Source organism: Pseudobacillus sp. 179-B 2D1 NHS (assembly GCF_045370945.1).
Lineage (GTDB): Bacteria > Bacillota > Bacilli > Bacillales > Domibacillaceae > Pseudobacillus.
Map to the genome: position 1 here is coordinate 1 of NZ_JBIQDP010000029.1, position 21,218 is coordinate 21,218.

The 21,218-nt window shown below is 42.5% G+C and carries 15 protein-coding genes and 1 pseudogene; all 16 read right to left on the bottom strand.

Annotated elements, in window-relative coordinates; all coding sequences use genetic code 11:
* Nucleotides 1-110 precede the first annotated feature (110 nt).
* The 16 genes and pseudogenes from ACH0BF_RS21310 to ACH0BF_RS21385 all read right to left on the bottom strand — a co-directional run bounded on the left by ACH0BF_RS21310 (nt 111) and on the right by ACH0BF_RS21385 (nt 21,195).
* A complete protein-coding gene (locus ACH0BF_RS21310; protein ID WP_182917083.1) occupies nt 111-287 on the bottom strand; it encodes a hypothetical protein in 177 nt (58 codons plus the stop codon).
* A 48-nt stretch (nt 288-335) separates the two neighbouring features.
* Nucleotides 336-2,291 carry an aconitate hydratase gene (locus ACH0BF_RS21315; protein WP_120036161.1) on the bottom strand — a complete coding sequence of 652 codons (1,956 nt, stop codon included), beginning with the start codon at nt 2,289-2,291 and terminating at the stop codon, nt 336-338.
* A gap of 189 nt (nt 2,292-2,480) precedes the next feature.
* A complete protein-coding gene (locus tag ACH0BF_RS21320; protein WP_340851249.1) occupies nt 2,481-4,307 on the bottom strand; it encodes a sigma-54-dependent Fis family transcriptional regulator in 1,827 nt (608 codons plus the stop codon).
* Between the two features lie 227 nt (nt 4,308-4,534).
* Nucleotides 4,535-6,097, bottom strand: coding sequence for a GNAT family N-acetyltransferase (locus tag ACH0BF_RS21325; protein ID WP_406910230.1), 1,563 nt, complete (start codon nt 6,095-6,097; stop codon nt 4,535-4,537).
* A 41-nt stretch (nt 6,098-6,138) separates the two neighbouring features.
* Nucleotides 6,139-7,203 carry an ABC transporter substrate-binding protein gene (locus ACH0BF_RS21330; protein WP_406910231.1) on the bottom strand — a complete coding sequence of 355 codons (1,065 nt, stop codon included), beginning with the start codon at nt 7,201-7,203 and terminating at the stop codon, nt 6,139-6,141.
* A 42-nt stretch (nt 7,204-7,245) separates the two neighbouring features.
* Complete coding sequence (locus ACH0BF_RS21335) at nt 7,246-8,880, bottom strand: amidohydrolase (RefSeq protein WP_406910232.1); 1,635 nt, start codon at nt 8,878-8,880, stop codon at nt 7,246-7,248.
* Between the two features lie 55 nt (nt 8,881-8,935).
* The gene (locus ACH0BF_RS21340) at nt 8,936-10,138 is read right to left on the bottom strand and encodes a saccharopine dehydrogenase family protein (protein WP_406910233.1); all 1,203 of its coding nucleotides are present in this window, start codon (nt 10,136-10,138) and stop codon (nt 8,936-8,938) included.
* A gap of 49 nt (nt 10,139-10,187) precedes the next feature.
* The gene (locus ACH0BF_RS21345) at nt 10,188-11,240 is read right to left on the bottom strand and encodes an ABC transporter substrate-binding protein (protein ID WP_406910234.1); all 1,053 of its coding nucleotides are present in this window, start codon (nt 11,238-11,240) and stop codon (nt 10,188-10,190) included.
* A gap of 46 nt (nt 11,241-11,286) precedes the next feature.
* Nucleotides 11,287-12,063 carry an ABC transporter permease subunit gene (locus ACH0BF_RS21350; protein WP_120036154.1) on the bottom strand — a complete coding sequence of 259 codons (777 nt, stop codon included), beginning with the start codon at nt 12,061-12,063 and terminating at the stop codon, nt 11,287-11,289.
* 1 nt (nt 12,064) lies between these two features.
* Nucleotides 12,065-12,898, bottom strand: a complete 834-nt coding sequence (locus ACH0BF_RS21355) for an ABC transporter permease (protein WP_259455814.1) — start codon at nt 12,896-12,898, stop codon at nt 12,065-12,067.
* A 216-nt stretch (nt 12,899-13,114) separates the two neighbouring features.
* Nucleotides 13,115-14,338, bottom strand: coding sequence for a saccharopine dehydrogenase family protein (locus tag ACH0BF_RS21360; protein WP_120036153.1), 1,224 nt, complete (start codon nt 14,336-14,338; stop codon nt 13,115-13,117).
* 106 nt (nt 14,339-14,444) lie between these two features.
* Entirely contained in the window at nt 14,445-15,533 is a 1,089-nt protein-coding gene (locus ACH0BF_RS21365; protein ID WP_406910235.1) for an ABC transporter ATP-binding protein, read from the bottom strand.
* An 18-nt stretch (nt 15,534-15,551) separates the two neighbouring features.
* The gene (locus ACH0BF_RS21370; RefSeq protein WP_406910236.1) at nt 15,552-17,072 is read right to left on the bottom strand and encodes an aldehyde dehydrogenase family protein; all 1,521 of its coding nucleotides are present in this window, start codon (nt 17,070-17,072) and stop codon (nt 15,552-15,554) included.
* Nucleotides 17,073-17,126: 54 nt separating this feature from the next.
* Nucleotides 17,127-18,491, bottom strand: a pseudogene (locus tag ACH0BF_RS21375) (putrescine aminotransferase); the annotation flags it as partial.
* A 315-nt stretch (nt 18,492-18,806) separates the two neighbouring features.
* Nucleotides 18,807-20,084, bottom strand: a complete 1,278-nt coding sequence (locus tag ACH0BF_RS21380) for an NAD(P)/FAD-dependent oxidoreductase (protein WP_406910237.1) — start codon at nt 20,082-20,084, stop codon at nt 18,807-18,809.
* A 34-nt stretch (nt 20,085-20,118) separates the two neighbouring features.
* A complete protein-coding gene (locus ACH0BF_RS21385) occupies nt 20,119-21,195 on the bottom strand; it encodes a C45 family autoproteolytic acyltransferase/hydrolase (protein WP_406910238.1) in 1,077 nt (358 codons plus the stop codon).
* Nucleotides 21,196-21,218: the final 23 nt, after the last annotated feature.

Here is a 21,218-nt window from a genome sequence, read left to right on the forward strand (position 1 = left end):
AGGGCTTTAAAACTACCGAAAAATCAAAAGGGGTTCGGAATAAGACTATTCCGAACCCCTTTTGTCGACAAACTGAGGGCTGTCTCTTTGCAGAGACAGCCCTTTTCTAATTAATCTAATAAACGATTATTTTCATCAACAGACATGATTCTGGCGGAATCATAGCTGTTCTCTGCGCTAATGTGTCCTGTTCCTCGACAAACACTGCAATTATATTGCCACCCTTCATCATCGGAAAGCATGCCAGTTCCCTCGCATGCTCTGCATGTATTTTCTCTGTCTACCATTTTCATCCCTCCATAGAGTTTCTAGACGCTGATTTATTCTGACAGAAGCTATACACTTTTCCTCTGCCTTGCTTTCACCCAGTTAATCATTCCGCCTTTCAGCATCACTTCAACCTGGCGCTCAGACAGCGAATGTTTCACATGTATAAGCTGAGTGTTGCCTTTTACATTAATAGTAAACTCATTCCCTTGCTGAATTTTGTTCCTTAACTCTGAAAGCTGTAAAACATCTCCCTGGTTGAGACTGTCGTAGTCTTCTTCATGTATGAACGTAAGTGGCAAAATGCCAAAGTTTACAAGGTTTTGCCAGTGTATTCTGGCGAAGTCTTTCACTAGGGCAACCCTTAAGCCGAGATATCTCGGGGCAAGGGCCGCATGTTCACGGCTTGACCCCTGGCCATAGTTCATTCCACCTACAATGGCATGCCCGCCGCTTGCAATCGTTTCCTTCCCGCGCGTGTAATATGTTTTATCGATAATCTCAAAAGAAAACTTGCTGATTTCCGGAAGGTTGCTTCTATAAGGGAGAACACGAGCTCCTCCAGCTAAAATTTCATCTGTGGAAATATTGTCACCCATCTTTAAGAGAATAGGTAGTTCCATCTCGTCAGGCATCTCATCCATTTCTGGAATAGAGGCAATATTCGGCCCCTTGTGCAGCTGTATATTCCTTGCTTCTTCATACGGCAGCGGTTGCTCCAGCAAATTAATATCTACCGTTGGCTTTTCTGGCTCTTTTATCTTCGGGTACGGAAAATCAAGCGTGCGCGGATCGGTAATTTCTCCTGTTAAGGCAGATGCCGCAGCAGTTTCGGGACTACATAAATAAACGCTGTCTTCTCTCGTTCCGGAGCGACCAGGAAAGTTACGGGGCGTTGTGCGCAAGCTGTTGCGTCCTGTTGCCGGGGCCTGTCCCATTCCAATACAACCGTTGCAGCCTGCCTGATGCAGACGTGCTCCTGATTGTAAAAGACTGGCGATATGGCTTTCCTTCACTAGATCTGTTAGCATTTGTCTTGAGGTCGGGTTGACGTCAAAGGAAATCCCTTCTGCTACTTCCTTTCCTTTAACAATTTCAGCGGCGATCGCAAAGTCCCGAAAACCCGGATTGGCTGATGAGCCGATATAAGACTGATAAATAGGCGTACCGGCGACTTCTGATACAGGCACAACATTGCCCGGACTTGAAGGCTTAGCGATGAGCGGTTCCACTTGTGCTAGATCCATTTCTTCATCTATGTCATAAGCAGCGCTCTCATCAGCCATTAACTCGATCCAATCTTCTCCCCGTCCCTGCTCTTTTAAAAATCGTTTAATTTCTTCATCCGATGGAAAAACCGTCCCGGTAGCCCCTAGTTCTGCTCCCATATTCGCAATCACGTGACGATCCATGGCACTGAGCGTTGCGACTCCCGGTCCATAATACTCAATGACTCTTCCGACGCCGCCCTTCACGCCATGTCGGCGCAGCAACTCTAAAATGACGTCCTTAGCGCTCACCCAGTCATTTAACTTTCCAGTCAGCTTAATTCCCCACACTTGAGGCATTTTCACGTAAAAAGGCTCGCCTGCAATCGCTAAAGCGACATCAAGTCCACCGGCTCCCATCGCTAGCATTCCCATACATCCGTTCGCACACGTATGGCTGTCCGATCCTAGAAGGGTCTTTCCCGGTTTAGCAAGCCGCTGCATATGCACAGGATGACTCACTCCGTTCCCCGGGCGGCTGTAATATAATCCGAAGCGCCGAGTAGCGCTTTGTAAAAACAAGTGGTCGTCTGGATTTTTGCTATCTACTTGAATTAAATTGTGGTCCACATACTGAGCGGATGCTTCAGTTTTTGCCCGCTCAAGCCCCATAGCCTCTAACTCCAGCATAACCATTGTTCCAGTCGCATCCTGAGTCAATGTTTGATCAATTTTCAATCCAATTTCTGTTCCTGGAATCATTTCACCAGAAAGAAGATGCCCTTTTATCAGCTTTTGAGTAATATTTAGTGGCATGTCACTCTCTCCTGTCCATAGATTTCCTTGCTTTTATGTACCTTCCTTTACTTTTATATAGCGTGGTCCGCCCGAGAAAAAATATACATATGATTTGCTCAATAAAAGGGAATGAATAAGGCCTTTGAAGAGACAAAAAAAGCAACAAAAAAAGACCGCTAGGAATTTCGCAGTCTTTCATGCTCTCCTTCAGCGATTCGTTAAATGAGGGGAGCTGATGGAAAAGTGATCATTTGGCAGATTATGTTCCTCTAGTTTTCTATATAAAGTGGCAAGACTGATGTTTAACCGGGCAGCGATTTGCTTTTTTGCTTTGACTGAATAGCCGTGTTTGTTAAGCATGTTTTGTAAAATATTCTTTTCATGAAGGCTGAGCATCGCCTTCAAGGAAGGATGCTCGGAGGTGTAATCTCTTTGTTCAAGCATCCGCACGGGAAGGCTTTGAACAGTAATACGATTGGTCTGTTCCATATTCACTGCATATTCCACTGCATTTTCTAATTCACGTACATTTCCAGGCCAGTGATAATTTTGAAACAACTCAATCACCTTTGGTTCAAACTCATGTATTTCCTTATTTAGAGAAGCGGTATGTTTAGATAAGAAATGATTCATTAAAATAGGAATGTCCACTTGTCTTTCCCTTAGCGGCGGCAAATAAAGCGGGATGACATTTAAGCGGAAATACAGGTCAGCTCGGAACTCACCCTCCTGCACCATTTTCTCCAAGCTTTGATTGGTCGCAGCAATCACTTTAATATCAATGGGGATAGGACTGCTCCCGCCCACCCGTTCTACTTTTTTATGCTGCAATACGTGCAAAAGCTTCACTTGCAAATGCAAGGGCATGTCCCCAATTTCATCAAGAAATATTGTTCCTCCATCTGCCATTTCAAACTTGCCAATCTTTCCCTCTTTATTGGCGCCTGTGAATGCTCCTTTAGCGTAGCCGAACAACTCACTCTCCAACAAAGTTTCTGGGATGGATCCGCAATTAACAGAAATAAAAGGGCCTGAAGCTCGATTGCTGGCATTGTGAATAGCCATGGCAAATACCCCTTTCCCTGTTCCGCTCTCCCCGGTAATTAAAATATTAGAATGACTATTGCTCACTTTCATCGCTTGTTGTTTTAAGCTCTTAATAATATTGCTTTTTCCTTTTACTTCAGCGAACGACAAATCCAGCTCACCTGACGTTAAAGAATAAGCGAGTTTTCTTACATCAGACATTTTGCGTATGGAGGCAACAACTCCGTAGACTTGATTTTGATTGAAAATAGGGGTGGCTGTTACAATAAAGTGGAAGTGTTGTTTAGGTGTTTGATAGATTTCTTCTTTTTCCGAATACCCTTTTCCTGTTTTAAAAACAGACAGCATCGGCGATTCCGGTAAAATATGCTCGAGCTGTTTCCCAATGATCTGCTCTTTATGCATATCTAGCAGCATTTCAACTGTGTAATTACAATGAGTAATGACTCCCTGGCGATCAATAGCCAAAATTCCGTCCTGAATGGATTCCAAGATCGTATTTAATTTATTTTTCGTTAGCAGCAATTGATTTGTCGTTTCCATTTCAGCTACTTTTCCAGTGATTAACTCTGCCATTCGCCACAGAAAATTCAACATTTGCTTTTTGTTCTTAATAAGCCTGCTATGTTGTTCCTGGTCAAATGCTAAAAGTCCGATTACGCCAATGGCTTTCTCTTTGTATATGATTGGACAGCAAATCTCTGCCACTTCTTCTAGCTCTCCCGTATTAACAAGCGGATCATACATTGGATCGTTGCGGGCGTCTTCTACTACGAATGCCTGTTTAGTTATAAGAACCCGTCCATACACATAACCCGCCTCTTTTTTTCCGCCCTCTTCTATCGTATTGATTCTTTTCCTGCACTCTCCTGTTCCAGCCATGACGGTCATTGTTTCATCTATTATTTCTGTTTCGACTTTCAGCGCTGCCGATATCGCATCTGCAATCTGTTGTACAAGCTCCTGTATCCCCTGTAAAAATGTCACGACCTCACTCCTATTCCTCTCAGATTTATCTACTCACTTACTTCTATTTTCCAATTTAAAAACCCTCTTATTTATGGAAGAGCTTACTATGTACGGCTTCTTAGTTCAGCCTTTTAAGGCCAAAAAAGCCCTCTACATTAGCAAAAGACAGGGATTCTCTGTGCAAGTCTAATATAAAAGGCTTTCTTGACTATTATGGACTTATAAACCATTTGTGTGAGAAAAGGTTATACCCGCTCAGTTTCAACCTGGTCTAGTTTTTTACTTTCCGTATGATAAAATTCCATTCTTCTATCTTTTAACGGTGTAACCGTTCCGATATTTCGGCTTCTTCTTAAAGTTTCTAAATCTACTTCCCCAACGATGATCGTTTCAATGTTTGAATTGCACTCACCAACAATTCCTTTTTCCGGAAAAGTAAAGTCACACGGTGAAAAAATACCTGATTGTGCGTATTGGACATCCATATGCGGAACATGTGTTAAATTCCCGGCAGTTCCAGCAATAACCGTATAAACTTGATTTTCAATCGCCCGGGCCTGTGAACAATACCGAATTCTCAAGTACCCTTGTTGGTCCTCTGTTGAAAATGGCGTAAAAATGATTTGTGCTCCCTTATCAACAGCGAGGCGAGCAAGCTCTGGAAATAAAATATCATAGCTAACTAACATGGCGATTTTCCCACAGTCTGTATCAAACACATGAATATTATTGCCCGGCTGTATCCCCCACCATTTTTGGTCATCCGCCGGGATATGAATTTGACGCTGCCTGTCAACCGTCCCATCCCGTCTGAATAGGTAGGCAATATTGTATATAGAATGATTTTCCTCGACAAAGTGAGAGCCGCCGATAATATTTACGTTATACTTGATCGCCAAGTCAGTAAATGTTTTTATATATTGTTCAGTAAAGCTAGTTAATTTTTTCACCTGCAAGCTAGGAATATCTTCTCCAAGAAAAGATAGAAGCTGCATTGTAAAGGTTTCTGGAAATACCACAAAGTCCGATCTGAAATTAGCGCTCGCATCGATAAAGTACTCGCATTGATTCGCAAAGTCAGTAAAGGAGTGGATCTGCTTCATCATGTATTGCACGACTGAAATTCTCACGGGAAAAGCCCTTTTATAATGATGTTGGGCTTTTGGCAAGTAATCGACGTTATACCATTCCATTAGTGTTGCATGTTTAAGAGACGCTTGATCATCTGATAAATAATCGGAATTTACTCGCTTTAATACGAAGCCATTCATCATTTGAAAAGTTAATACCGGGTCATATAGATTTTGCTTCATTACCTCATCAACGTATTCCCTTGCTGATAGCCGATGAGCATGCTTACTGTAGTTAGGAATTCTTCCGCCTATAATAATACTCTTTAAATTTCTTTCTCTGCAAAGCTGCTTTCTAGCTTCGTAGAGCCGCTGACCTATTTTCATACCGCGAAAATCTGGATGGACAGCCACATCAATTCCATAAAGATTCAATCCTTTCGGATCATGGTTTCTAATAAAGCCGTCGTCCGTAATCTCATCAAAGCTGTGGTCATCATCATATTCTTCAAAATCAACAATCAAACTTGAACATGACCCAATAATTCTTCCGCCGTATTCCACACAAAATTGCCCTTCAGGGAAGACCTTTAAGTGGCTTTCCAAATGTTGAGCTTCCCACGGCTCCATTTGCGGGAAAGCAATTTTGGATAACTCAATGATCTCATGAAAATCATCTGTTCGAATCGTACGGACAATGATCTTTTTATCAAAGTTTGATGGTTTTTTAACCGGCATAAAAACCGCCCTTTCCTCATTACATCGAAGATCATGCTAATTTATTGCTTTACCTCTGCCCACACACGGTCATAGATTGCTGTTGCTTCTCCTACATCCTTTGCATATATGCCTCTTTTCAGCTCATCTGTAGGCAGCTCGATCAAGCTTCGGAGATCCTCCGGCAGTAGCTTTAAAGCTTCCTTGTTCGGATTTCCATACGGGTAGCTCATAGTAATCTCCTTACTGATTTCAGGCTGCAGTAAAAAGTCAATAAATTTTTCAACGTTTTCTTTGTGTGGCGCTCCTTTTGGGATCACTAAATTTTCCTGCCATAAAAGAAGGTATTCTTTGGGCAGTACAAGCTTAATATCAGGGTTTTCCCTTTGTGCCAGGATAGCTTCACCCCCATATAAAATCCCTGCCTTCACCTCGTTATTTGCCAGAACGGTTTTAGGACTTTCGTTGTCAAACAGTTTAATATTGGGCAGCAGCTCTTTCATTCGCTTGCCCGCTTCTTCAATTTGTTTTTCGTCCTGTGTGTTTGGATCATTCCCTTCCATAGCGAGCATGGCACCTAAAACAAAGCGCATATCATCGGAAGCAACAATACTGTTTTTAAACTGCGGATCAAATAAATCCTTGTATCCTGTCACTTCCTTATCAATGAGCTTTTCATTGACGGCAATAATGCCTGTCCCCCACATAAAAGGAACAGAGTAGTCATTCTTGGGATCGACGTACAGACCCATAAAATCCTGGTCAATATTCTTCAGGTGAGGAAGATTGTCTTTATTGATCTTTTCGAGCATCCCCTGTTTCTCCATAATTTCCAGGTAATATAAAGTAGGAACCACAACATCATACCCTGATTGACCAGCGCTTAATTTTGCATACATTTCCTCATTAGATGCGTACGTATCATAGTTCACTTTTATTCCCGTCTCTTCTTCAAATTTTTCGATGACGTGATCCGGAATATACTGTGACCAGTTAAAAATATTTACAGCTTTTTCATCTTCTTTTGATTTCCCCTCTTGGTTGCAGCCGCCTAGAATGAACCCAGCCAATAGTATAAGTGAACTGATGCTAAACCAATATATGATCCCCCGCTTGCCTCTTTTCATCTTCTTTTCATCCTCCCGAAGAGTTGCTAAATGTAGAAGACTTTATTGAATAGCTAATTTTCCAGACAATGCCTGTTCATAAACAACAGCTCCGTCCATAATTGTCAGTTTTACTTTCGCCCGCAGGATTTCTTTTGCAGGCAAATTGAACAAATTCCGGTCTAAAACAGCAATGTCGGCCAGCTTTCCTTTTTCCAGCGTGCCAAGTTCATCCTCTGCAAAAACTCCGTAAGCAGAACCGGAAGTGTAGCATCTTATTGCATCAGCCAATTGAATTTTCTCTTCCGGGTTCCATCCTCCATTTGGTTCACCGCTATCATTCACTCTTGTAACCGCCCGATAAATTCCCGGGAGCGGGTTAATTTCAACGATGGGATAATCACTTCCAAAAGCCAGCTTGGCTCCGGAATCTTGTAAACTTTTAATCGGCCATGTCCGCTTGGAACGTTCTTCTCCAAGACGAGACAAATAAACGTTGTTCGCAAATTCTTCTGTGTTCATATGCTCCGGCTGCATGGATGCCATTACACCTAATTCAGAAAAACGGGGAATATCTGCCGGATCAATAACTTCAATATGTTCAATTGTATGTCGGGCATCCCGGCTGCCGTTGGCTTTCATCGCCTCTTCATAGATATCGAGCCCTAACCGTACGGCCCCGTCCCCACAAGCATGCAGACGAATTCTAAAGCCCTCTCGATCGGCTTCAGTAACCCACGATTTAATTGTTTCCGGAGGTAAGAAAGGCTCACCTTTGGTTGGGAAGTCTGTATAGTTCTCCAGCAGAAGAGCTGTATAAGTAGCCGGTACGCCATCCAGAAACTGCTTTAAGCCGGAAAACTTCAATTTACTGGAATTAAACAACTGGCGAACTTGTTTAGCATAATCCAGGTTTCCGTTCAACACAGTCAAAAAATTAATTCTTGCCGTTAACTTTTCTTCTTCTTCAAATTGTTTATATAAGTGGATATCGCCTAATTCATACCCTGTAAGCGGCAGCATGTCACTAACACTGGTGATCCCGAAGCTGGCCGCTTTTCTTAAAAACCTCTCCAGCAACCTCTTTTCTTTTTCTTTTGGCAATTGAAAAGCAGCCTGAGCTAAACTGATCGCCGTTTCATAGAGAACACCCGTCGGCTCCCCCGTCTCGTCTTTAAATATTTTTCCAAAAGCCGGTTCTGCAGTATGTCTGTCGATGCCTAGCATTTGCATGGCTCTCGTATTCAACCAGACACCATGGCCTTCTTCATTGACTAAAAGAACAGGCCGATCCGGAATCAACTCATCAAGGGTTTGACGGCTTGGGAGTGTATGATTATCCCAATGGACGTGATACCACCTAAAACCGAACACCCAGGGATCTTCCGGCCGCTGATCGGCAAACTCTTTCACTTTTATGGCGGCTTCCAGCTCCGACTTGGCATCGATGAGTGACACGCTGTCCGCATATAAACTTCCCAAGAATAAATGAAGGTGGAAATCGTGAAACCCCGGCATGATCAGCTCGTCATCAAAGCTATATACTTTCGTGTCGCTGCCAATATAATCTTTGCTTTTTTCTTTTGAACAAATGTCACTAATTCTATTGTCCTTAATAATGACTGCCCCCGAGACGGGTTCATCATTTACTCCTGTAAAAATAGCATTTCCTTTTAAAACGATATCTGCTTTAGCCACTGAGCCTTTTCCCCCGATCTTTTCTTAATTGGATACTATAGGAACCTTGCTATAATTAACTGTTTGTCAGATATGTCGTTGACTTCTCCCTTACATACCACTGCATTCCTCGCTCCTTTAATTTCTTCATAAATACCTTCGGCTCAATTAACTCAGGCGGAATGCAGCCTTTGGCAGCAAGTGTCCCTTCAGCAATCATATCGACGGCCACTACTGGCGGGATACCTGTCTGCCAAACTGTAGCCTGGAAGCCCGACTGTTTATAGACTTCATCATGATTGGCTAGCGTATAAATAAACAGCTCTTTATCTTTTCCATCTTTGGTTCCTTTAACAAGAGCCCCAATACAAGAAAAACCATGAATTTTACCAGCCAATTCTGCTGGTTTTGGCATTAAGGCAACGACCATATCAATCGGCGCTACCTTTACACCTTTGACTTCTATCTCCTCTTCGCTGTTCAGCCCCAGGTCTCGGATGACTTTCAAAGCATTTACCGTGTCATCAGGCAAGGCATATTTAAAATCAACATATTTACAACCTTTTTTTCTACCTATTGTTTCTCCAAGCGTTGTTTGTTCCTCGTGGTCGACGTTATACACATTCATCCGTCCAACCGGCTCCGGAAATTCAAATTCTTCCTTGTTTGCGAATGGAACAGGGTAAACCCGCTCGCCTTCTTCTATTGTCCAGTAGTTAGGCAGAGCGAGGCATTCTTCAATTGCTGTTTTAGGACTAAAGTACATGCAGAACCCTTCGTAATCCACATTTGAGCAGTCGCCGTCTCTAATGGAAATTTCAGTAACTGTATCCAGTTCATCCACACCGTAACGGGCAGCGATGTTGGCAAATCCCGGATCGCATCCCAGACCCATAATTCCGAGAATGCCTGCTTGTTTAAATTTCTTATCCCATGATAGCTGCTTCCACAATGAATCGTTCGATACTGAAGCCATATCAATGTAATTGGATTGGGCATTTATGCAAGCCTGCATGACATAAAAGTTATTTTCAGGCAATCCAGTGTGAAGAACTACATCAACCTCCTTAAAAGCAAGAGTCATTTCCTTTACGTTGCGGGCATCTAATTCTTTCACAAGAATTTCGCTCCTTGTCTGTGTCTGCAATTTCTCCCCAATGCTCATTGCAGCTTCTATACAAATGTCCGCTAGCACTAACTTTTCAAGAGACTCTTGCTTGACTAGTTCCGAAGCGCACACCTGGCCTACACCGCCTACGCCAACAATTGCTACCTTCACAGAAGAACCCTCCCTATTGATCAGACCAAAATAAAGTGGCTATTTGCCTTTATTGCTTTAACTCCGCCCACACTCTATCGTAAATAACCGTTGCTTCTCCTACATCCTTCATATATGTGCCTTTCTTTGCCTCTTCTGCTGGAATATCAATTTCTTTTTGAATATCTTCAGGCAAGAGCTTTACGGCTTCTGTATTTGGATTGGCATACGGATAATCCATTACTACCTCTTTGCTTACTTCTGGGCGAAGAATGTAATCAATAAATTTCAAGGCGTTCTCTTTATGCTTCGCTCCTTTTGGGATAACAAAGTTGTCCTGCCACAAACTTAAAAATTCTTCCGGATATATTTTTTCTATCGCCTTATTTTCTCGAATAGCGAGGCTCGCCTCAGCTCCGTAGACAATGCCGCCTTTCACTTCTCCGCTCGCCAATAGTGCTTTGGCGTTATCGCTATCAAACACTTTAATATTCGGCTTTAATTTCTCGAGCCATTTTCCAGCCTCTTCTATTTCTTTTTCATCTGTACTGTTTGGGGAATAACCTAGAACAGCCAGGGCGGCTCCAATGACTGTACGCGGGTCATCCAACATGACAAGACTATTTTTAAATTGCGGGTCCAGCAAATCTTTAATAGAAGTCACCTTTTTATCTACGAGCTCTGTATTCATGACGATCAGTTCCTCTCCCCATAAATAAGGGATGGAATACTTGTCATCGGGATCTGCATCCTTTCCTAAAAACTCTTTTCCAATATTTTCAATGTTAGGGATTTTCTCTTTATCTACTTCTTCAACAAGCCCTTCCTTTATAAGCACGTCAACATAATAAAGCGAGGCAACGGCCAAATCATACTGGCCTTGACCGGTATTTAATTTAGCAAACATCTCCTCATTGGAAGAGTAAGTCCCGTAATTGACTTTAATCCCTGTTTCTTTTTCAAAATCTTTAATAACTTTTTTCGGTAAATATTCGGCCCAGTTAAAGACGTTGAGCACTTTTTCGTCTGAGCTGTCAGTTGCTTCACTTCCACAGCCTCCCACAACGAGAGAAGTTAATAGCAGCAACACAAGCAGTAAACGACCCTTCTTTCTCGCTTTCACATTCCATTCCCCCCGATTCAGTAATTTTCCTTATAATCAACCACTCTTATCTTTTTTTCGTTTGTAACCTTTGAGCCACAATAACAAAGGTAAGAGTGACAACAAGCATTAAAGTCGATAAAGCATTAATTTCCGGCGTTACCCCGTGGCGGACCATCGAGAAAATTTGCAGCGGCAGCGTGGTGCTATCTGGGCCAGCCACAAAAAAGCTGACAATAACATCATCAATTGAAATGGTAAATGCCAGCATGGCACTTGCCGCAATAGCCGGGCCTAAAAGCGGAAAAGTAATTAAACGAAATGTCTGCCATTCGTTTGCTCCTAAATCTTTGGATGCTTCTTCGATGGATTGGTCGAACCCTTTTAACCTTGCATTAATGACAACCACTACAAACGGGATCGAGAAAGTTACATGCGCCACAAGCAGCGTGCCCATTCCTAATGGGATTTGTACCATCGAAAAGAACGCTAATAATGCAATGCCCATGACTATTTCAGACATTACAAGAGGAACATAGAGCATGGCATCTATTATTCCTTTTCCTCTAAATTGATATCGGTACATCCCTACAGCTACCAACGTTCCTAACATAGTGGAAATAGCAGTGGAGAAAAATCCGACGGTGAGGCTGATCTTCGCTGCTTCTAAAATGCTGGTATTGGTCCATAGCTTGGCATACCACTCAAATGTGAATCCTTTCCAAACTGCGTTGAGCTTAGAATCATTAAATGAGTAAGCAACTAATATAACAATAGGGACATACAGGAATGAGTATATAAACGCGGCATAAGCAACAGAAGGCAAACGAGTAAGTTTGCTCATATTACAACAACTCCGTATCATCAGTTTTTCCGCCAGATACTTTCAAATAGAAGAGGATCATCACCAAGGTAAGAACCATTAAAATAATCGAGGCTGCTGAACCAAATGGCCAGTCTCTAGCAGTAAGAAATTGATTTTTAATTAGGTTGCCAATGATCATCGTCTTAGCTCCGCCCATTAAATCCGAGATAAAAAACAGCCCTAAAGTTGGGATAAAGACAAGCAGAGAGGCGGCAACTACTCCGGGAAAGGTAAGCGGCAAAGTGACGTTTAAAAATGTTTGCCATGGCCTCCCTCCAAGATCGCTCGACGCCTCCAGAAATGTTCGATCCAGCTTTTCAATAGAAGCATATAAAGGTAAAACGGCAAAAGGAAACAATGTGTATACAAAACCAATCAAAGTTGCTCCACTGTTATAAAGCAAAGTAAGCGGCTCAGCAATCAGTCCAATTTTTAATAAAAGAGTGTTGATAACGCCCTCTGTTCTTAACAAAACGATCCATGCGTACGTACGGATTAAAGAATTCGTCCAGAAAGGAACAATAACAAGCAATAGCAGCAAGGTCCGGTATTTAACAGGTGACTTGGCGATTATATAAGCAAATGGATAGCCGAAGACAACACAGATGAAGGTAGTCGCCGCTGCCATAACAATAGAGACAACAATAATTCGAAGATACAGAGGTTCAAAGAACCGAGCGTAATTCTCAAGAGTAAATGTATACTCAATTCCTCCGTAAGTCCCTCTTGACATCACACTGACAATGAGTATGAAAAAGAGCGGTACAAATAAAAACAACAGCAGCCAAATCGTAACGGGGGAAAGTGTCCAAATCGCAGCAAAGTTAATTTTTTTTTTCGAGGTTTTAACTTTGGGCTTGATAGGAAGATCGGTAGCAATAGTCACATTTTCTTTTTTCAATCGTTCTCACCTGCTTTTCCGTAAATTTTAATGAGGGGCTGTTCCCGGCAGATACACACTCTGCTCTCCAGCCCCATCCATGTATAAAAGTATTTACATATCGAAAAATACGACAGAATATTCAGTTAATTAAGCGTTTGTTAGCTCTTTATTCTTTGCTTTATAGATCGGTGCCGTCTTCTCGATGATGTCCCAATTCATCCCTCTGGCCTTTATTTTTTCTAAGATAGGAGTGGGTTCAATTAACTCGGGCGGGATGCAACCTGTTTGATTCATCAAGCCGGCTGCCATCATATCAACTGCTGCCACTGGCGGAACCCCCGTCTGCCAAACCGTTGCCTGAAACCCGCTTTGTTCATATACCTCGTCATGGTTAGCCATTGTATAGATGAACAATTCCTTCTTCTTCCCGCCTTTTGTTCCTGTTACAAGAGCGCCAATTGCTGAGTACCCATGGATTTTGCCGGCTAAGTCTGCTGGCTTAGGCATGGTTTTCACCACTACATCGATGGGTGCAACGGTTGCTCCTTTCACATTAATTTCTTCCCTGCTATCCAGCCCCAGATAGCTTAGAACTTGAAGCGTGTTTACAAAGTCTGGATGAAGAGCATATTTAAAATCAACATATTTACAGCCTTTTTGCTTGCCGATTGTATCTCCAATCGTTACCGGTTCTTCATGTTCTACGTTGTAACAATCCATCCAACCGACTGGCTCGGGAAACTCAAATTCATCTTTATTAGCAAACGGTGTCGAATAATATTGAATTCCCTCTTTGTCTGTCCAGTAATTTGGCTTTGCCAAGCATTCCTCAATTGCCGTTTGCGGACTAAAGTAAGCACAAAATCCGTCATAATCAACCTTTGAATTATCCCCATCCCGAATGGAAATGGACTCTACTGTATCTAATTCATCAACGCCGTAACGAGCGGCGATATTTGCAAATCCAGGGTCACAGCCCAGTCCCATAATTCCCAATATTCCAGCTTGCTTGAAACGATCATTCCATGATAATTGCTCTTTCAAGCCGGCTGGGCTGGCTGCAGCCATATCTATATAATTGGTTTTAGTGTTTAGACAGGCTTCCATCACAACAAGGTTGTTATCTGGAAGTCCTGAGTGAATAACAACATCTACATCTTGAAAGGAGGCTTCGACTTCCTTTAAGTTACTTGCATTTACTTGCTTAACAATAATTTCAGCGTTGGTTTTTTTGCCGTACTCCTTTGCAAGCTCACCTGCATGATCTGTAACAATATCAGCTAATACTAATTTCTTAAGATAATCTGATTTAACTAATTCCGACGCTACCACCTGTCCAACTCCGCCTACTCCCATAACAATCGCTCTCATGAATATTCCTCTCCCTTTTGGTATTTAATGAAATACAAGTATTTGCCCAACAGATACATCTCTGCATTTACATAGTTTTCCGATTTTCCCACCTCCTTTAAAGCTGCTAGGACGTTAGCAATACAGCATCCTGCGGATGCCAGCCAACATAGAATTGCTCTCCTGTCGCCATTGCTTTTCTGCTTTCTTCTGTCTCATTAACCGTTACATGCTGTCCATTCGGCAGTGCAAAGATTAATTTCGTCACCGAACCAACATAAATCTTTTCTTGAAACAGGCCCTTTATAACCGTCATTTCTTTTTCCGGAGCAGCAAGGACTTTAATCTTCTCAGGACGAACCGCCACATAGGCTTCATCTGATATATGGCTGCTGAATTCGTGACAAACTTTCATTTCGTGGCTGTCGCAGTTAAGAAAGACATATTGATCGTCCGCTCGGACTATAGTGCCTTGGAATAGATTCGTTTCACCGATAAAATCTGCAATAAATCTAGTCTTCGGACGTTCATAAATTTCAGTCGGTGAACCAACTTGCTCAATAACTCCCTCATTCATGATGATAATTCGGTCTGACATCGTTAATGCTTCTTCTTGATCATGGGTAACGTAAACGAATGTAATTTGAAGTTCTTGCTGAAGATGTTTTAACTCTACCTGCATCTGTTTTCTCAACTTTAAATCAAGCGCTCCTAACGGCTCATCAAGCAGCAGCACCTTCGGGTTATTCACTAAAGCCCGTGCAATAGCGACCCGTTGCTTTTGGCCGCCGCTCAGCTGATCAGGCTTTCTTGAAGCGAACTTTTCCAGCTGTACGAGCTTAAGTATTTTCTCTACCCGTTCTTTAATTTCATTTTTAGGTACTTTCTTCATGCGCAGCCCGTACGCAATGTTATTGAATACATTCATATGAGGGAAGAGAGCATAGTTCTGGAAAACGGTATTTACATCTCGTTTATATGGCTCCACGTGATTGACCATCTGTCCATTCACCCATACCTCACCCTCTGATGGCTGCTCAAATCCCGCAATCATCCTCAAGGTTGTGGTTTTCCCACAGCCTGAAGGCCCAAGCAGCGTGAGAAACTCTCCAGGCTTTACAGAAATGTTAATATCTTCTGCAGCGACAAAATCTTTAAATCTTTTCGCTACCCTTTTCAATTCAACCATGGGCACACTCAAGTTATCCCCTCCCATTCCTCTTTTTGAAAGTGGTCAATCCGCGAACCACCCTGTCGGCTCTACCTTTAATGTATTAATAATTTGTTTCACTTCTGTATACTCATCAAATCCGTAGGTTCCAAGCTCTCTTCCAATCCCGCTCTCTTTATAACCGCCCCAAGGCCCCTCTACTAAATTTTGTTCATACGTATTAATCCACGTCACTCCCGCTCGGATATATTTGGCCATTCGTTCTGCTTTCGCCGTATTTGATGTGAAAATCCCTGCTGCTAGTCCATAAGGAGAGTCATTGGCGATTTCAAGCGCTTCTTCTTCTGTATCAAATGGAATCACACAAAGAACTGGGCCAAAGATTTCTTCCCGGGCAATTGTCGCTTGCGGATCCACATCGATAAAGATGGTCGGCTCAATAAAGTAGCCATATTCACGGCCTTGGTCAAGCAAGCGGCGGCCTCCGCAGAGGAGTGTTGCTTTTTCCTGCTTACCTACTGCAATATATCTTTCTATCTTTTCCATGTGCTGCTTACTGATAACTGGCCCCATCTGTGAAGAAGGATCGGCTCCGTTGCCTACACGGATTTTCTTAGTCGCCTCAGCTAAATCACTAGTAAAGCGATCATAGATTTTCCTTTCAACTAACAGCCGCGAGCCTGCCGAACACACTTGTCCCGAGTTGTTAAAAATAGCGAAGGCCGCATAATCTAAAGCGTTTTCATAATCAGCGTCAGCAAAAATGATATTTGGAGATTTCCCCCCTAATTCAAGCGATACTTTTTTTAAGTTTCCTACTGCTTCCTTCATAATCCTCTTTCCAGTGACAGTGCCGCCTGTAAAAGCGATCTTATCAACGAGAGAGCTAGTAACTAACGGCTGCCCCGCATCCGGACCTGTGCCGTTTATTAAATTGACCACTCCTTTTGGAAAATCAATTTCATCAATTAGTTCAAAGAGACGGATAGCTGTTAATGGTGTTAATTCTGAGGGTTTTAAAATACATGTATTGCCTGCTGCTAGTGCTGGTGCCAGCTTCCAGGCAGCCATAAGAAGAGGATAATTCCATGGGATGATTTGGCCGCACACGCCGATTGGTTCTCTTACTACACGCGAAACGAGAGGCTCGTCTGTCTCGAAGGTTTCACCTGATGGCTTCGTCGCTAATCCTGCGTAATAACGAAACGTTTTTGCTGCCTCCGCAACGTCTGCTTGTGCTTCTCTCAAAGTTTTTCCATTGTTAGCTGTTTCGATTTCGGCCAGTTCTTCCTGATGTTCTTCAATTTTTGCTGCCAATTCCATGAGCATGTTCGCCCGCTCGTGAGCTGACATGGTACGCCACTGGCCTTTATCAAATGCGGATCGTGCTGCGTGTATGGCTCTTTCTGCATCTTGCGCGTTAGCAGAGGCTACTTTAGCAAGCTCTTCACCTGTAGCCGGATTAATAACAGACAGGATCTCCTTGCTAATTGGCTCAATCCATTCACCGTTTATATAGAATTTCTGTAGATTTGTGGCATCTGTCCACTCACCAATTACTGATAACTTTTCTGCCTGGCTCATTCACTATCTATCTCCTTCTTCTTTATTTGAACAGGGCCTTCCACAGCCCTGTTATTAACTAGTTACAGCCGGTTTTTTTGCCAGATTGGCTACATGTTTGTCAATCGCACCAATAACCGTATCAATCTGCTCATACGTAATAACAGCAGGCGGCTCAATGCGGATCACCGTAGCATTATTCAATGTCCCTCCTATGAGGATTTGATCGTTAAATAATCGTTTGGCCAGCTCAAAGCCAATCTCATTCGTGGCGAACTCCATGCCAATTAACAATCCCTTTCCGCGCACGGCGACCATGACTTCCGGATAACTCTTTTGGATTTCAGCTAACTTCTCCACAATATAATCGCCTTTTTCTTTCGCTTGCTCGACGATATTTTCTTCTAGTATCGTTTTGATTCCCGCAATGGCTCCTGCACAACAGAGCGGGTTTCCGCCAAATGTAGAGGAACCGAGCAAGAAAGGATTTTCCTCCATCTTTTTCCATAAATGAGGGCGGGCAACCATAGCAGTGATCGGCATGACTCCGCCGCCAAACGCTTTGCCGAGTGTCATGATATCCGGAACCACATTCCAATGGTCTATACCAAACAAAGTTCCAGTTCTGCCCATGCCAGTTTGTATCTCATCAACGATCAGGACACAGTTATGCTCGTCGCAAATTTCTCTTAATCTTGGAAAATAATCAGCGGATGGAATGTTAATGCCGCCTTCTCCCTGGATCGGCTCAACAATAATCCCCGCCACTTTCTCTCCAGTCGCTTCAAGCTGGTTAATCATGTTCTCCATAGCATCGGCATCGCCGAACGGCACGTGGTGGAATCCAGGGACGAGCGGTAAATATGGCTCTCTGAATACTGCCTTTCCTGACGAAGATAGAGCCCCAAATGTTTTGCCGTGAAACCCATTTACAGTGGAAATAAAATGAGTTTTTCCTGTGGCGAGCCGCGCCAGTTTAAGTGCCATTTCATTAGCCTCGGCGCCTGAATTCGTGAAGTAAGTATACTGCATATCCCCCGGTGTAATAGCAGCTACAAGCTTAGATAAATATCCGCGCAGCGGATCAACTAACTCCTGGCTGTGCAAAGCATACCGCTTTAATTGCGCTTCTACTGCTTTTACCACTTTCGGATGACGATGCCCCAGCAAGTAAACGCCATAACCGCCAAGACAGTCGATAAACTCCCGATTCTTCGTGTCACGGAAAATAGCTTTCTCATCTTCCCACTCTACAAATGAAAAGTCGGTAGAAGCCGATTTACGGTGATCAAGAATTGCCTTATTTACAAAGTTAGTAAAGTTATAAATCGAATCTTCAATAATTTGATCTTTCTGCTTCTCACTAAGTGAATCGCTTTCAATTAACTCCAATATCTCAGTCGCTATTTGGAGTGCTTCTTCATTAGATTTCCTCATATTTTTCTTCCTCTCCTTTTATGTGTATAGCTACATTTCTATATAATGCAACTGCTATGCCAACTTCTAAAACAAGTGAAATCAGCATCAAACAGATGTGTCTTTCTCATTTATGAGAAGAGAAATACCCACCTTAAAAAATATTCTGAATATTCGCAGGCTTTTCTTTACCTTTTGCTTTTTTCTCATTTATGAGAAGTTATTATCAAAATTGATAAATTATTTATCAAGCTTACACTAACAATAAAAGCTGTCCGGAAAACCAGCTATTTACTGGCTTTCAGACAGCTATGTTAAAAAGCTTACTCAGAAAATGAATTAGAAAAATTTATCTAAAAGCTGATAATAATATTTCATGACACTAACGATCTTGGCGTGCTGACGGTAAAAAGGAATAGGGGTTAAGGTTGTTTTCTCTAGTGGGTTTTTCCCTTCTTCCAGTTGAAGGACGTTCGCTGCGAGTAGTTTCCCCATCAGCGTTGACATGGCTGCTCCATGGCCTGCATATCCAAAAGCAAAATGAGTTCCATCTTCAAGCTGCCCCATGTACGGGATTTTCTCTCTTGTAAAGCCTACCTTCCCGCTCCATTCATATTCAATACGGGCGGTTTCCAAGTCAGGAAATACCCGGTTCATCCCTTCACGAAGTTGGAAGAATAAGCGTCCAGCATCACGCCGGCTCGTTGTTCTCCCCGACCCGCCAAAGGCAAGACGATGATCAGCTGTTTTTCTAAAGTAATACAGCAAATTTTTCGTGTCGTAGACCCCTCGGTTTTTCTTGATTAATCCTTTTAATGTATCAGGTGGCAGCGGCTCCGTTGCAATCATAATACTTTCAATAGGAATAACAGATCTGCCAATGGCTTCATGGAGGCTTCCTGAGTAAGCATTCGTAACGATCACGATCTGATCCGCTGTGATTTTGCCTTCATTTGTTGTCACGGTTACTTTTCCATTCGGGATTCTGTCAATTTTAAGGGCCTCTGTTTTTTCATAAATCGTCCCTCCCAGCTCTTCCACCCGATTCGCCAGCGCCAGTGCATAGTTAAGCGGATGAAAAATAGCGCTGTTTCTATCAATGCATCCCCCAGCATAAAGCGGAGTATTCAACTCCTGCTGCATCTCCGCTTTTTCGACCACTTGCACTTCATAGCTAAAATCCTTCATCAATCTCTCCTGTTCACGCTTCAGTGTTTCTAAATGTGCTGGTTTATAAGCTGCATGCAGATGCCCCTCACGATAAAAGTCACATTTAATGTTATTTTCCTGAATAATCTCTTCAATAAGATCAATGGAATCCAACGTTAATTGCAGCATTTGCTTTGCTGCTGACAGCCCGTATTTTTTGGTAAGCTGGCTTATAGACAGCACATACCCGGTCAAGATCTGGCCCCCATTTCTTCCACTTGCCCCGCTGCCGACCTTTTCTTTCTCAAGGATAACTGTTTGGCAGTTATTTTTTTGTAAATGATACGCTGTTGATAAACCGGAAAAGCCCCCGCCGATAATCACTACCTCACACGTTCTGTCTCCCTGTAAATTCCCCCTATGTGTTCTCTCTCTTTCCGTCGCTTCCCATAATGATATTTGCTTCACACTTTCTCCGCCCTCCTTCCGCTAGCTCTTCTAGCTACATTTCCACGTATGGACCTTGCGAAGGTTTTCCAACGCAAACAAGCATTTTCTTCCCTGAGAGATTCATAATGATAGAAAAGATAGTTTCCATTCTTCTATGAGGAGGTAGCTTGTCGTTGATAAAATGATTGATTGAATCGGGAAAGTTATATTGATCTGAAAGCCATTGTTTAAAACTGGCTTCCCCCGCTTTTTTATTTTGAGCCGCCTGTCCCCTGATTAACTGTCTTGCCCGGTTCATTCTGACCAGTGAGTCTGTTTCAATGTATTCATTTTTATCTGCTATATGAGATTTAATAAATGAGGAACAAATATGGTTCGTATGAACAACATAGCCATCCACGCTTTCTTCAATATCAATGCCGGCTGGGCTCACTTCTACATTCATAACTATGCCGTTTTGATTTTCTGCTGAACCGATTAAAAAATTAGCAGCGGATGCCATGAGACCTTCATCTATTCTCAAAATAGCTTCTGAATAGGTAAAAGAATTTAATACACTTCTTAGCCCTAAATGTATAGGTATACGATTAGACTTCTTGTCTGTTAGCAAGGCATTTAAACAAACACCCAGCCCAGCGGAATTGCAACCGATCTTTCCAATGATCCCTCCCTCTGTCATCATTTTTATATTTGGCTTTCCTGTCTGCTCAATTTCTACATACAGAAGGCTCTCTGACTGTGCTGATTTCCAATCCCAATTCTGTCCAATGATGACACCCGAAGACATAGGGGGCATGACACCAATTGCTGTGCATCCATCAGAAAATTGGCTGTATTTACCGGATAAAGCTATTTCACTTCGTGTATTTAATGCCAAAATATCCTCAAAATCAACGCCAGCTCCAGCAGCGACTCCTTCCATTTCTTTAATTAAATCATCATCATACTTAGAAATGGCTTCCGCGTGCTTCAAAGCCATCTCCCTCGCTTCATTCCAACGAATTTGACTATAATCATAAAAGAGAGTTTCATAAGTTTCCAAACTTTTCAGCACTTCTCTTTTCCCTTCTGAACCATGCCCTTTTCCTATTTCTTTATAGGAACCTTTTAAGCGCAATTTTTTTATCATCCCATCACCATTTATTAAATATT